General features: G+C 41.2%; 13 protein-coding genes and 1 rRNA gene. 9 read left to right on the forward strand and 5 right to left on the reverse strand.

Going from position 1 to position 14,348, the window contains the following annotated elements:
* Nucleotides 1–189, reverse strand: a 16S ribosomal RNA gene (locus tag H6H03_RS19000); the annotation flags it as partial.
* Nucleotides 190–494: 305 nt separating this feature from the next.
* Between H6H03_RS19000 and nadC the strand changes: the two genes are divergently transcribed.
* The 6 genes from nadC (at nucleotide 495) to H6H03_RS19030 (ending at nucleotide 7,534) form a co-directional block, all read left to right on the forward strand.
* Complete coding sequence (gene nadC, locus H6H03_RS19005) at nucleotides 495–1,361, forward strand: carboxylating nicotinate-nucleotide diphosphorylase (RefSeq protein ID WP_190956654.1); 867 nt, start codon at nucleotides 495–497, stop codon at nucleotides 1,359–1,361.
* Between the two features lie 109 nt (nucleotides 1,362–1,470).
* Nucleotides 1,471–2,385 (forward strand): hypothetical protein, encoded by a 915-nt coding sequence (locus H6H03_RS19010; RefSeq protein WP_190956655.1) that lies wholly within the window; start codon nucleotides 1,471–1,473, stop codon nucleotides 2,383–2,385.
* Between the two features lie 123 nt (nucleotides 2,386–2,508).
* Nucleotides 2,509–3,204 (forward strand): Uma2 family endonuclease, encoded by a 696-nt coding sequence (locus H6H03_RS19015; protein WP_190956656.1) that lies wholly within the window; start codon nucleotides 2,509–2,511, stop codon nucleotides 3,202–3,204.
* A gap of 172 nt (nucleotides 3,205–3,376) precedes the next feature.
* Nucleotides 3,377–5,119 carry an ABC transporter ATP-binding protein gene (locus tag H6H03_RS19020; RefSeq protein WP_190956657.1) on the forward strand — a complete coding sequence of 581 codons (1,743 nt, stop codon included), beginning with the start codon at nucleotides 3,377–3,379 and terminating at the stop codon, nucleotides 5,117–5,119.
* Nucleotides 5,116–6,918 carry an ABC transporter ATP-binding protein gene (locus H6H03_RS19025; RefSeq protein ID WP_190956658.1) on the forward strand — a complete coding sequence of 601 codons (1,803 nt, stop codon included), beginning with the start codon at nucleotides 5,116–5,118 and terminating at the stop codon, nucleotides 6,916–6,918. The genes H6H03_RS19020 and H6H03_RS19025 overlap by 4 nt, the downstream gene beginning before the upstream one ends.
* 94 nt (nucleotides 6,919–7,012) lie before the next feature.
* On the forward strand, nucleotides 7,013–7,534 hold the full coding sequence (locus H6H03_RS19030; RefSeq protein ID WP_199338990.1) for a dihydrofolate reductase family protein: 522 nt from the start codon (nucleotides 7,013–7,015) through the stop codon (nucleotides 7,532–7,534).
* Between the two features lie 110 nt (nucleotides 7,535–7,644).
* Here the strand turns inward: H6H03_RS19030 and trxA are convergent, their stop codons facing one another.
* Together trxA and H6H03_RS19040 are read right to left on the reverse strand one after the other, a co-directional pair.
* Nucleotides 7,645–7,983, reverse strand: coding sequence for a thioredoxin (trxA, locus tag H6H03_RS19035; protein ID WP_190956659.1), 339 nt, complete (start codon nucleotides 7,981–7,983; stop codon nucleotides 7,645–7,647).
* A gap of 460 nt (nucleotides 7,984–8,443) precedes the next feature.
* The gene (locus H6H03_RS19040; protein ID WP_313931880.1) at nucleotides 8,444–8,713 is read right to left on the reverse strand and encodes a hypothetical protein; all 270 of its coding nucleotides are present in this window, start codon (nucleotides 8,711–8,713) and stop codon (nucleotides 8,444–8,446) included.
* Between the two features lie 634 nt (nucleotides 8,714–9,347).
* On the opposite strand from H6H03_RS19040, the gene H6H03_RS19045 reads away from it, so the two are divergent.
* The 3 genes from H6H03_RS19045 (at nucleotide 9,348) to H6H03_RS41365 (ending at nucleotide 11,610) form a co-directional block, all read left to right on the forward strand.
* Nucleotides 9,348–10,313: a fatty acid desaturase gene (locus H6H03_RS19045; RefSeq protein ID WP_190956661.1), complete on the forward strand. Its 966-nt coding sequence runs from the start codon at nucleotides 9,348–9,350 to the stop codon at nucleotides 10,311–10,313.
* A 99-nt stretch (nucleotides 10,314–10,412) separates the two neighbouring features.
* Complete coding sequence (gene hisC / locus H6H03_RS19050; RefSeq protein WP_190956662.1) at nucleotides 10,413–11,480, forward strand: histidinol-phosphate transaminase; 1,068 nt, start codon at nucleotides 10,413–10,415, stop codon at nucleotides 11,478–11,480.
* A gap of 7 nt (nucleotides 11,481–11,487) precedes the next feature.
* Entirely contained in the window at nucleotides 11,488–11,610 is a 123-nt protein-coding gene (locus H6H03_RS41365) for a hypothetical protein (protein ID WP_277926168.1), read from the forward strand.
* Nucleotides 11,611–12,492: 882 nt separating this feature from the next.
* Here H6H03_RS41365 and H6H03_RS19055 read toward each other — a convergent pair.
* Together H6H03_RS19055 and H6H03_RS19060 are read right to left on the reverse strand one after the other, a co-directional pair.
* Nucleotides 12,493–12,693: a hypothetical protein gene (locus H6H03_RS19055; protein WP_190956663.1), complete on the reverse strand. Its 201-nt coding sequence runs from the start codon at nucleotides 12,691–12,693 to the stop codon at nucleotides 12,493–12,495.
* Nucleotides 12,694–13,453: 760 nt separating this feature from the next.
* Nucleotides 13,454–14,269: a class I SAM-dependent methyltransferase gene (locus tag H6H03_RS19060; protein WP_190956664.1), complete on the reverse strand. Its 816-nt coding sequence runs from the start codon at nucleotides 14,267–14,269 to the stop codon at nucleotides 13,454–13,456.
* Nucleotides 14,270–14,348: the final 79 nt, after the last annotated feature.

Genomic DNA, 14,348 nt, shown 5'->3' on the forward strand with positions numbered 1-14,348 from the left:
GGCAGCAAGCCTTTCACCTTTCGGCACATCCGGTATTAGCCACCGTTTCCAGTGGTTGTCCCTGACCTGAAGCTAGATTCTCACGCGTTACTCACCCGTCCGCCACTGTGTCCGAAGACACCGTTCGACTTGCATGTGTTAAGCATACCGCCAGCGTTCATCCTGAGCCAGGATCAAACTCTCCGTTTTGAATGAATCGTTTGTAGCTCTTTTAGCTGCTCTTTTTTAACCTCAGCTTGGTTATTTTATTTACTTGACGCAGGCCACTTGTTGTATAATGGCTTTCAAACTATAATATTTTCATGGTTCGGTGTCCTGTCGGCGTCGCTTCGCTTCGCTCTGTCAGGCACTTATTCAATATAACGAACCTCTCTAAGAGTGTCAACCACTTTTACAACTTTTTTTGCCCTTTTTTTTTGACGCCGCTGTAAGCCTTAGATGGTAAGGGTTTTAGGGTATAGTATTCCTGAAGGCTCTAAAGAAGGAATAAAGTTGTGAGAAATTTTGGTGTTTTGCCGCCCTTGCTAGTTTTAGATCCGCTGTTGCGCGGTTGGTTGCTGGAGGATATTGGACGGGGCGATCGCACTACAAACACCCTTCTTATAGAAGATGCCACACGAGGAACAGCCAAGTGGATAGCGAAAGCTCCCGGAATAATTGCTGGGTTACCAGTTGCAGCTAGAGTGTTTCAAATTTTGAATGAAAATGTGAGTTTTACGGCTGTGACGGCTGAAGGCGCAAGATGTGAGCCAGGACAGTTAGTAGCTGAAATTCATGGTTCGCTGGATGCGTTGCTGATGGGGGAACGGGTAGCGCTGAATTTGGCTATGCGGTTGAGTGGAATTGCCACGCTGACTAATATATATGTAGAGAAAATTGTTGATTTACCTGCTCGGTTGGTGGATACGCGCAAAACTACACCAGGGCTGAGACTGTTGGAAAAGTATGCGACTGCTGTGGGTGGGGCGATTAATCACCGTATGGGGTTGGATGATGCGGTAATGATTAAGGATAATCACATTGCGGCGGCTGGGGGAATTGGGGAAGCTATTAGCCGGGTTCGTTCTCAAATTCCTTATCCATTGACAATAGAAGTAGAGACGGAAAGTTTAGAACAGGTGAAAGAAGCTTTGCAGCATCAAGCCGACATTATTATGTTGGACAATATGCGTTTGGATATGATGCGTGAGGCGGTGCAATTGATTCGTCAGCAGGATAAGCGGGTGAAAATTGAAGCTTCGGGAAATGTGACTTTAGAGACGATTCGTGGTGTTGCAGAGACGGGTATCGATTATATTTCTACGAGTGCGCCGATTACTCAGTCGAAGTGGTTGGATTTGAGTATGAGGATTGTGCTTTAAATAAACCTCTCGCAAAATTGTTTTATCGTAAAGATGCTGGATTTTCTCGCTTGAGTTCATTAAAAATAATATATTTATTGCATAACAAATTCAGCACTTACAAAAGAACATGAAAAGAATATTCAAGTTTTTATCCTTGTTTATAGCTTCTGTTTTATCAATCCTCTTATTAGTAAGCCTTGTTGCCGATGCTCATTGGGATGGCTATGCAGATGATGACTATGGTAGCTACAATTCCTACAAGCTACCCTACAATAGCGATTTTCCAAAAGCTTACTATCCTTATGCACAGCGACCTGATGGGTGTTCTTTGCCTTGGGAAGAACCTGGACTTCATGATAAATTTCAATTTGGTTCTTATGAAGCTAATTTCCGGCCAGCCTGCTATGAACATGATAAATGTTTCTATACAATAGGCAGTAGTTTTGATGAGTGTAGTCGAAACTTTTATGCTGCTACTAGAGCCGCTTGTGAAAAAGCTGCTGGAGAATCTCCTGTGACTACTTTTTTTAGTGGTGGTATTTCGGTTGCAACTTGCTACACATGGGCAACTTCTACTTTCGGTGCTGTATGGAGTGATGGCGGATGGACAGCGTTTAGAGCTGCTCAAAATATGCAGCACCGTTACATGGCTTGGGTCAACTCAATTCTAAATTCTTCCAAAAACTCTCCTGTTGGTTATTTTGATAATGGGGCGACAGTTTTCTACTCAGACGGAAATACACACTGCGGTTTTGTCAGTGAGACACATTTAAGTTTCTATCAAAAAGTAATTTCAGTGCCAAATTTAGGACGGCAAGATCCAAACAATTTTGGTGCCTACACTGGTGCTTGTGTAATGCCAACTGGATATTTTGAGAATGGAGGTACTGTTTACTTCTCCGCAGGGAATGGAAGTTTTTGTGGTTTTCCAAGTGGAGAAGCATTTGATTCACATAGACGTTCTCGACCCCAAGAAACACTCTGGGGTCGTCTTGATGTAGCACCAAGTAAATTTTTGACGTACACAGGTGTCTGTGAATAATACCTAACCAGAGTACACTTACCAAATAGTCGATTTTAATTAAACTACGATGTGAAATAAGAACAGTGGGGGAAAAGCGATCGCCTTTCCCCCACCTCTAACAATCACCTGAAAATCATCGCAATGGTTACACAGCTACCATCTTCCACCCCAAAAAGCATTATCTACCCTGATAGCGATGGACAGCCAATGGCAGACAACACCAAGCAGTTTGAATTAATTGTCTGGATTAAAAATAATTTAGAACTGCTGTTCGCCAATGATCCAAATGTGTTTGTCGCTGGGGATTTGTTGTGGTATTCAGTGGAAGATGATAATAAGCTTCGCCAAGCTCCGGATGTAATGGTAGTATTTGGCAGACCAAAAGGATACCGAGGTTCTTATAAACAGTGGCTTGAAGACAACATTGCCCCGCAGGTAGTATTTGAAATTTGGTCGCCTGGAAATCGAATTTCTCAAATGGCGAAGAAATTCGAGTTTTATGAGCGCTACGGTGTGGAAGAATATTATTTGTACGAACCTGATGTGGTTGACTTGACAGGTTGGCAGCGTCGTAACTCACGATTAGAAGTTATTGACCAAATGGCTGGTTGGGTGAGTCCTAGATTGGGGGTGCGTTTTGAGTTGGGCGAGGAAGAACTACAAATTTATCGTCCTGATGGCGATCGCTTTCTTACCCATTTGGAACTAGATCGACAACTACAGCAAGAAAGAGAACGAGCCGAACAACAACGCCAGCGAGCCGAACAAGCCGAAGCCCAGTTAGAAGCTCTACATACTCTACTAAAAGAGCGGGGAATTAATCCAGAGCAATTATGACGGAATTTTATTTACAAGTCTCAAAGAATAGCTAAGGTTACAAACGTATTGTAATATTCCTCATCCTCAACTTGAGTAAGTGGTTTTTTAGAATCAAAGTAGGAGATAATTTTCCCAAAACACAGGGTGAATTCCATTGGTTCAACAACCAGAACTCCGGGAAACTTCGTCAATGCAATCAATCCAGCGTGTGCTGGTTAGTTTGAGTACTTACCGATGGACTTCGTTGGGAGCCTTGGTAAGCCTATTGCTGCTAACGATCGCTAACGCCGTTACTCCGCAACTATTTCGCTGGGGAATCGATCGCGGCATTACCGAAAAAAACTTAGAAGTTGTGCTAATTAGCGCAGGCTGGATGGTAGTCGCGGCGATCGCTCGTGGTTTATTTAACTTTGGACAAAGCTATTTAGCAGAAGCGGCATCTCAGGGTGTAGCTTACGATCTACGAAACAAAATTTTCAGCAAAATTCAAAATCTCAGTTTTAGCTATCACGATCAAGCGCAGACTTCGCAACTGTTAACCCGCGTTACCAGTGACATTGAGCAAATTCGTACATTTGTTGGTACTAGCTTGATTCAGGTCATTGGTGGACTTGTAACATTGGTGAGTATTGCAGTGATTTTGCTGGTCATGAACTGGAAATTGGCACTGATTACTCTAACAGTAGTACCTTTAACCGGATGGTTAATGGCACGATTTGTGACTGGCAATAACAGGCTTTTTCGCCAAGTACAAGAGCAACTAAGCGACCTGAACGCTGTATTACAAGAGAATTTAATCGGAATAAGAGTAGTAAAAGCCTTTGTGCGGGAGTCCACTGAAAGGTCGCGTTACACGACCTTGAATGATAACCTAGTTAAGGCAAACATCAAGACTATTAGTGCTATTCGTAATACCTTTCCGTTTATCTTTTTGTTAAGTAATTTGGTAACGCTGGCAGTTTTCGCCTATGGCGGAGCGGAGGTAGTTGAAAATAGATTTTCCATTGGTGAACTAGTCGCCTTTAACTCCTACCTAGCCTTGATTTTACAACCAATTTTGGTAATTGGATTTGCTGCACCAGCGATCGCTCAATCAGCTGCTTCAGCAGAACGAGTTTACGAAGTGGTAGACGCAGAGATAGAAATTCGCGATCGCCCTGATGCTATCCCCTTTGACACCTGCGGTGGTAGAATCACTTTTGAAAATGTTTCCTTTCGCTATCCGGGAGCAAGTGCCGAAACTCTCAAAGAAGTTTCCTTTGAAACCAAGCCCAATGAACTAATCGCTGTTCTAGGAATGACTGGTTCCGGAAAAAGCACAATTATGAACTTGATTGCCCGGTTTTATGATGTCACAAAGGGAGCGATTCGCATTGACGGACGGGATGTTAGAAGTTTCAACCTCAAAAGCCTCAGATCTCGTATCGGTATTGTCTTCCAGGAAACCACACTTTTCTCTGGCACAATCCGCGAAAATATTTCCTATGCAAAACCCAATGCAACCCTAGAAGAAGTGATTGAGGTGGCAAAAAGCGCACAAATACACGATTTCATCATCAGTTTGCCCGATGGCTACGAAACGATTGTTGGGGAACGTGGTGTGGGGTTGTCTGGCGGGCAAAAACAACGAATTGCGATCGCCCGTACCTTACTCACTGATTACAGTATTTTGATTTTGGACGATAGTACCTCTGCTGTAGATGCCAGAACTGCTGCCCAAATTCAAGCTGAGTTAGATGGTTTCATGCGTCAAAAAGCTTGTACAACCTTTGTAGTGGCTCAACGCATCAGCACTGTCAAGAATGCCGATCGCATTTTTGTTATGGACAAAGGGCGATTAGTCGCACAAGGTACTCACGAAGAATTGATGCAAACTAGCCCGCTTTATGGTGTAATTTTGGAATCTCAGGTACAGCAAAAGGAGAACAAATGAGAACTACAGCTGCCGTTGTTGTATCCGAGGAACAAGCTAGTAAACAAACCTCCACCTTAAGGCGTTTTTTGCAATACCTAAAACCCTATCGTAAAGAAATTCCCATTGCGATCGGATTGGTTTTCATTGGTGCAGTTACCCAGGCAATTGGGCCATTTTTTCTCGGATGGTCGATTGATAACCTCATTGCTAAAGGAAATTTGCAGGGACTATTGCTGTTATTGGGGCTACTAGCGCTGAATTACGGAGTTGGTATCTTAGCAATCCGGGGCCAAATTATTCGAGTCGGCTGGATTATGCAGCGATTGTTGGCTCAACTCAGGCAAGACATTTTCATTAAAATCCAAAGTTTACCCCTGAGCTTTTTTGACCGCAGCGAAGCAGGCGATTTAATGAGTCGCTTGCTGAATGATGTCAACACCGTGAATCAGGCATTTGGACTAACCATTGCCCAAATGCTGGGTAATACTTTCAGTTTAATCGGCATTGTGATCGCCATGCTCTCAATTAACCTGCAACTGGGCTTGTTGAGCAACCTAGTAGTACCATTGATGATTTTTACTACAGGCTTGTTTGCACGTTGGGCAAGAGCTAGATTTCGTGTGACGCGCCAAACCATTGGCGAACTTTCCGCTAAGTTGGAAGAAGATATTGGTAGTGTGCGAGAAGCACAGGCATTTAATCGCGTACACCTCAACATTGCAGAATTCGAGGTTCTCAATGCCGCCAACCGAGATGCTAACGTCCAGGCTGTGGCAATTACTTCGGCCTTTTTACCGTCCATCGATTTTCTCAACACATTAGCAACCGCAGGTGTGCTGGCTTATGGTGGTTATCTGGCGGTAACGGGAGGTGCAACTGTGGGTGTAGTAACATCGTTTTTACTTTATGTGCAGCAGTTCTTCCGCCCCATCCAAATTCTCAGCCAGTTTTACACCCAAGCTCAATCTGCATTCGCTGGATTAGAACGAATCTTTCTGTTATTGGATGAACCCTCACAACTCAAAGATGCGCCTGATGCTCAGGAAATGCCACCAATTCAGGGCGAGGTAAGATTTGAGAATGTTAAGTTTGGCTATAATCCAGACCAACTCGTTCTCAAAGGGGTAAATTTGCACGCTTACCCAGGGCAGATGATTGCGTTAGTAGGGGCGACAGGTTCGGGAAAAAGTACAATTATTAACTTGATTTTGCGCTTCTACGATGTGTCTGGAGGTGCAGTCAAAATTGATGATATTGATGTACGTAGTGTTACCCAAGCGAGTCTACGGCGTCAGATTGGTATCGTCCTACAAGATAATATTTTGTTCAGCGGTACTGTTGCTGAAAATATTGCCTTTGGCTGTCCCTATGCTACCCAAGCTGACATCGAAGGAGCTGCACAAGCAGCGAATGTTCATGAATTTATTACCTCACTACCACAGGGCTATACAACTCAATTGGGTGAAAAAGGCGCTCCCCTGAGTCAGGGACAACGACAACTGATTAGTATTGCTCGTGCGGTATTAATTAATCCCCGAATTCTCATCCTCGATGAAGCGACCAGCAGCATCGATACCCGTACAGAAGCGTTAGTGCAAAGTGCGATCGCCCGCTTGCTCCAAGGTCGTACAAGTTTCGTTATTGCCCACCGCCTCAGTACAGTTACTCAGGCAGATAAAGTGTTAGTGATTCAACAAGGGCAAATTGTAGAGCAGGGTACTCACATAGAACTCATCAATCAGCAAGGTGTCTATGCGAACCTTTATGCCCTGCAATTGGGTGCAGCAGACAGCGTAAAAGTGAGTGGGGGGAGATGAGGGAGACAAATTAATTCAAAATTCAAAATTAAAGAATTTCTGCCTCCTGCCTCCTCTTTTCCCATGCCCAATGCCCCATACCCAATGACTAATTATGAAAGTTACACTCTATATTGCAACTAGTTTGGATGGCTATATTGCTCGTAGCAATGGAGGAATTGATTGGTTATCAATAGTTGAGACTCAAGAAGAAGACTATGGTTACGCTGCTTTCTACGAATCGATTGATGCTATTGTTTTGGGTAGCAAGACATATGAGTTAGGGCTGAGTTTTGACCAATGGCCCTATCCAGATAAGAAATCTTTTGTTTTCACCCAAAGGAATCTCAAATGCGATCGCCAGGATGTTGTATTTGTCTCTGACCCAGTGAATCGCGCATTAGAAAATATAGAGACAGAAGGCTTTAAAAATATCTGGTTAGTTGGTGGTGGAGCCTTAATAAATTCTTTTCTTAAGCACAGCTTAATTGACGAATATATTATTTCGATTATTCCAATTATTTTAGGTGAAGGTATACGCCTTTTACCACCACCTACCCCTGAAGAAAAATTAGATTTTATTAACTCAAAACAATATCCAAGTGGATTAATTCAAATAAATTATAGACGCAAATAAAACATTTAAATCTTTATAATTCATAATTCATAATTTATAGTAAATTGATGACTATCAGAGCCATCAAATCCTTTGGAATTACGAATTACGAATTACGAATTACGAATTAGTTAAAGAAGCTTGTCAACAGCATTGGTAAACTGTTCGTAAGGAGAAACTCCCACGATAGTCTCTGCTAAAACACCATCTTTAAAAATTAAAACCGCTGGAATACTGCGAAGACCAAATTTTTTGAAGAGTGGTTTGTTACTGTCAATGTCTACTTTAACGACCTTAACACGACCTTTGTATTCCTCGGCAAGTTGATCCATTAATGGACTAATCAGCCGACAGGGGCCACACCAAGTAGCAGTAAAGTCAACAACAACAACTTGCTCTTCACTTCCATTTAAAACAACATCAAACTCGCTTTCTTCAACGTAAACAACAGTGTGAGTATCAGTAGACATGTTTTAAGTCTCCAATCTAAAACTAAAATTTCATTACAAGTCTGACTATACAAACTATACTTTGTTATGTCTATTAGATTTATAAAATTCTTAGATTGGGAAATCTCCACAGGAGCATTATTCGTACTGTTGCTCTTGGGGAAGGTAACGGAAAATCCTAAATGCCAAGTAGCTATATTTTCTAATGGATTTGTTTAAAATTTGAATAGTCAGGATGTACTGAAAAAAATAAGGCAAGGAGGCAAGAAGTAATGGTTTATGAGTACTATTGCTTCTTTAACTTTACTTCATCTTTGCTGTATATAATTTTACATAAATACTGATAAATCAGCTTCCGCCGATCGCTCTTTTTTTCATAGTTACTGCGTAGATATGTTGTTAGTAAAAGCAGCAATGCCTGAGTTGAGCTTCGTTAATGCACCCTATCTACTTGTGTAATTAAATGCTTTATATTACAATTTCAGGGTTTTTCCTGAGTAGATAGTCTTTTTTGGATCTGTGTCCAATCAATCTTCAGAATAGGTTTATTTGAAGACACTTGTCTGTCTCTGAGAAGTTGAATTTCTCTTTCTAAAGCATTATTTCCTTGTCTAAAAAAGTCTTGAGAGCTAGATTGAACTAAGTCACGAGATAAATTTTGAGTTTGCCTTGGAGTCAGAGTAGGAATAGTTTGTTGAGCTTTGGCAGAAGTTTCAGCAGCCAGCAAAAAGGTTGCTGAAAAAACTAGCACTTTTAATTGTATACAACGGATGAATTTGAGACTGAACATAATTCAAACATTTATAGTGTGAATTTTACGTATTATCAAACCATCTTGTTTGGTTCTGATACTACCTAAAATACAGCGATCGCCTAACCATTACCTCCTACAAATGGGTTAATTTATTTGCATGAGTTCGATCGAGAAATGGATGTTAGATTAAGGAGCGTACATCAGCTATTTGATATTCAATTTACATGACATTGGCGGTCAAGATGCCCACTCGATAAGGATTTACTCCAAATTCAATATGTAAAATTGATGTTTGTTAGCTTGATCAAAGGGTGACTTCCTGCATAGTAATACAATAATTGTGTTGGTTTGTTTAGTTGTGCTGGGGTGAATCTAGCTTACTTTTTTTAGGGTAGAGCAGCATTCGAGATTTTTGGTGCGTTGGGACTAAGGGCTATTTGGAAATCAAAAATTAGACTGAAATATAGGTTGGGTTGAGAAATGTAGCTTGGTTCCCACAGGGTAACCCAACAATTGTAAATTGCCGATTCTGCTATGTATTGACTCAGCGCTCGTTGCTCAGTTAGGGTTGAGAAGAATTAACTGTATTTTGTGTTTAATATTTACACCTTTACTATGTGGAGTTTTAATCATGTCGAGCGATGCAATTATTGAAACTGAATTATTAGAAAATCAAGTTGATCAGCAACACAAGCCCCGCCAAATTCTTGGTATGCAAGAATTAAGTGTTTTGAATCCCCGCTACAACTGGAAGGGGCTGGTTCAATTGGCTGGACATTTAGCCGTTATGGGAGTTAGTGGTTATGTGTGGGCAATGAATTTTGGCAATTGGTTGTTAGGAATACCAGCACTGGTAATCTACGGCTTTTGTATAGCTTCTATGTTCGCACCCATGCATGAATGCGTTCACAGAACAGCTTTTGCTAACAATCGATTGAATGATATTGTTGCTTGGTGTGCAGGTTTGCTTTCATTTTACAACAGCACATTTTTTCTGTATTACCACAACTGGCATCACCGCTATACTCGCGTTCCTGACAAAGATCCAGAACTAACCGATCCCAAACCAAGCAACTTAGGTAAATACTTATTGATAATTACTGGTTTACCTTGGTGGTTAGGCAAGATCCGTGGACATTTTCGGGCTGCTTTTGGTCAACTTGACGATTGCCCATTTGTGCCACAAACAGCACGAGCTGAAGTTATTCGTTCCACTCGCTGGCAATTAGCTGTTTATGCAGGGGCGATCGCTATCTCTATTGCAGCAGATCAGCCTTGGTTTTTCCTCTATTGGCTACTACCGTTGCTTGTGGGTCAACCAATTCTACGTTTTATTCTGCTGGCAGAACACACAGGTTGTACTCTTGATGCCAATCTGTTGACGAATACTCGTACAACGTTGACGCTGTTTCCTGTACGATTTTTGATGTGGAATATGCCATTTCATGCAGAACATCATTTATACCCATCAATTCCGTTTCACGCTTTACCTACAGCTCATCAACAATTGAGTTCCCACTTTACCCACATTGAACCAGGCTATATAAAAGTTAACCGGGATATTGTCAGCCAAGCAATTTTGAATTTTAGATTTTAGATTTTGCAAAAAGTTTGAGATAGGAAGTGTGAATTAATCAACTTGGAACCCAGTAGAAATTGTAAATTATGAATTATGAATTCAAAATTATGAATTAGCATGACCAAGTATTTTCGTTCCAATGTTGATGCAATGGCTAGCTATGTTCCTGGTGAGCAGCCTCAACGTGGGACGCAGATTATTAAACTCAACAGTAATGAGAACCCCTATCCTCCCTCCCCTGCGGCATTAGCTGTACTGCACAACATTGATGCAGAATGGTTGCGACGGTATCCAGAACCTTTTGGAGAGGAATTTCGCCAAGCTGCTAGTAAAGTATTAGGAGTTCCTAGTGATTGGATAATTGTGGGAAATGGCAGCGACGAATTGTTAAGCGTAGTAATTCGAGCCTGTGCAGAACCCGGACGCAAGGTAGTCTATCCAATGCCAACTTATGTGCTATATCGCACATTATGTCAAATACAAGATGCAGATATTACTGAGATATCCTACGGTGAAGATTACAGTTTACCGCTAGAAGAATTGATTGCTGTCAATGGGTCTGTAACATTCATTGCCTCGCCGAATAGTCCATCGGGGCATGTGGTGGCAATGGATGACTTGCGAAAACTAGCCAGCCAGTTATCTGGAGTTTTAGTAATTGATGAAGCTTATGTAGATTTTACTGAAGAGAATGCGTTGGCTTTGGTAAAAGAATATGAAAATGTCATCGTAATTCGGACACTTTCTAAAGGCTACTCGTTAGCTGGATTACGATTAGGATTTGGGGTAGCCAATCCGAAGCTGTTGCATGGATTGTTTAAAGTCAAAGATAGCTATAACATTGATGCGATCGCCTGTGCAATTGGCACTGCTGCAATTACTGACCAAGCTTATAAAAATGCCTGTGTGGCAAAAATTAAAGCATCGCGGACTAAGCTAGCAATAGACTTGAAAAAATTAGGCTTTCGGATTTGGGAATCCCAAACTAACTTTTTACTGACACAACCTCCAGCAGAAAACGCCGAATATCTTTATCAAAAACTCAAGGAACAAGGAATTTTAATCCGCTACTTTAAGCAGCCAGGATTAGAGGATAAATTACGCATCACTGTTGGGACTGATGAACAAAATCAGGCTTTAGTCGAGGCGCTGATTTATTTGTTAGAGATTGGAAGCCGATTATAGACATCCCTTGACTCAAACAAAAAGGCGATCGCAATTGCGATCGCCTTTTCCTTTAACAACTGATCTCTGCACTAACTTCTTTGAAGAAGCCTGTGGTTTTGATGCATGTGTTCATCGCCGCAGACAATAGGGGATTGCTGGCGATGGGGAATTGTTAAATTGTGGCTGAATAGTTATACATATCGCGCTGAATAGGTAAAGACATCGCGACCTCTTCCTCTATTTTTTCCTCTTACAAAGGTAACAGTCCAATCATCTTCCGGTGACACTGTGTCAGTAAGGTTAAAATCGTAGTTTGCATTTCCAATTTTTGCTGGGAAGCCTCCCGAAATAGTTTCAGTTTGACTAGGAGAAAGTTCCTCAACATAACAAAAGTTCGTAATCATTTTGAGCGCTCCTTTGGTAGGAATGTATTAAATTTCCCAAAAGACAGAAGAGATTAACTCAAATTTTTCAAAACTTGGTTGCTTTTGAATGAGCTAAGTAAATCTTCTTATCTTTTTGTAGCTGCTCTAGGTTTTGTGAGTTTTTTGAGTCTAACCCTCTTGCAAGAAACATTTCTGTTTCTTTACATTCATTAGAAATGCGTAGACGCCGCATAAGTTTGTCGTCAGACATCGCTTTTCTGGAACGCTTCTATCACTTTCGGAAAACAACAAACGAATACAGACTCTGGAGCTTTGATGGAACCAAAGTTTGAGGCTTTATTTTCTAATATGAATTAAAATTTTCAGCCAAATGGTGAAACACAAAGCTTCAAAAGGCTTTCAGAAATTTGGTTCTCCCGATCTGACAGAAGAAGGCTAAGATGATCTACTACTATTACCTAGAACCAAAACTTGATGACAAGTATTTCCAAACTGAAAACGTACTTCTACCGTCTACTATTAGCAGTAGAAGTAAGCCAACCTCAAAAAACATAAAACAGACTAACTCCCTTCTCTATAAAGGAATAGAAAAATTTTCCTTACCTACAACGGGAGGAGTCTTTAGTTTAATTTGGTTTACTTACTTACGATTTGGAAAATTGGAATGGAATAGATAGTCTATTTATTCGATTTATCCGATTGTTTTGCCCTGTTCCATCATTTCCGTCACCATTTCCATCCTTTATAGGAGGTTGACTAGGATCTTGTTGTCCCCCAGATAAAAGCTGCTGTTCTTCTGTGGTTAACTCCACAAGTAAATCCAATGTACTGATTTGGTTTGACATAATTAATTACCTCACTTACTTGATAAGGTGATGATCACCTTCACTTGAATATAAGGAACTTTTGTCTTCAGTTCATAAGTCAAAAGGTGGAACTAGATTCTATCTTTGTTATACCTTTTGATATTTTCAACAAAAAAGTTTTAACAAAAAATAGTGATTTACAAGACAAATATTGAGTAATTAGTTTAATACAATGTGAATTCGATGTATAGGATTTTGACCTCACCCCCAGCCCGTCTCCTTGAAAGCTACGGTGTACACACAAGTCTTCTAGAGTTGCGCCACAGGCTTTTGATCCCCCCAACCCCCCTTAAAAAGAGGGGCAAAAAACTCTCAAAGTCCTCCTTTTTAAGGAGGATAATGAAGGATCTAGAACGATTTTGGTTTTTGAGAGAGATGTGTGTAAACTGTAGCTCCTCTTAGGGAGGCTGGGTGGGTGAAGTCTGTGGAATTCACGAATGATCGCAGTCTCATATCGTATCCGGTTAAAGACCCATAGTTGGGAGTGACGCAAAGAGAAGTCTGTAGCTTGCTTAAGCCAGGGGCGCTGCCCGCCGCATCAGAACTTCTCCTAAGGAAGACGCGGAGAGTTTTTTGATCGATGAGTAGGCAGACATAATATGAGGAGTTGCGGGAGGATGAGGAAGATGGAGACACTTGAATCAACAGTCAAGAGCCTAGACCCTAAGCGACTTGTACTGACTTGTGCTGAGCGAAATCGAGGTAAGCCGAAGGCTCAACACTCAACACTTCCCATCCCCTATGCCCAGTTAGTTACTACAACAATTTTGAACTTACTTTCACCAGACAAATCGTAGTCTAAAGAGCCGTAGTGTTGCAAAGACCACTCTTGCAAATCTTGAATTGCGCGGGCAAAAATATCATCAGGGATGTGCCAAGTATGGCGATAAATTTTGTTTTTATGAGCATCAATCAATTTGCCCACAGTTAGTTCAGATTGCCATTTGGCTGCAACAACTGTTTCTAAATTTGCTCCTTGTTCGCGCAACTGTGCTAAAACCTCTTCTTCTGTTGCACCATAGCGGGGTAAAGGGTAACCATAGCCAGCAATGATATCTTGCCAACGTTGCTGAAAATCAAACCTACCCTGATTCACATCCTCACTAACTTTGCTGTAATTCATATTACCGTGAGTGTAAAGATAAATTCCTCCCGGTTTAAGGACGCGGCGAATTTCTGCTAGTGCTTGCTTCCAAGCAGAAACCAAGTGAAATACGTGAACTGTCAACGCCACATCAAAAGAGTTGTCAGCAAATGGTAGAGAAGTTGCATCACCCTTGATTGCTGTTAATTTATGAGATACTCCTTCTAGTTTTTGGTGCAACTCAGCCAGCATCTTTTCTGAGATATCTACACCGCTGTAAGAATAACCTCTTTTGGCTATTGGAATAGCAATTCTACCTGTACCAATTCCAGTTTCAAAAAACTTAGTTTCTTCTGTGGCTGAAACTATATTCAAAATAGTGTCAGTAACTTGTTCAGAAACTCCAGTTGGTAGTCCTCGTGTTGCATCGTAAATATCAGAAACTCGGTCAAATGAAACTGTGGTATTCATAATATTTTATCCATTCTTCAAGGTTATTTAGAAAGTAAATTCACTAAATAAGTTGTATGTTACCAATTTTTTTGAGCGC

Source organism: Nostoc paludosum FACHB-159, assembly GCF_014698835.1.
GTDB lineage: Bacteria > Cyanobacteriota > Cyanobacteriia > Cyanobacteriales > Nostocaceae > Nostoc > Nostoc paludosum.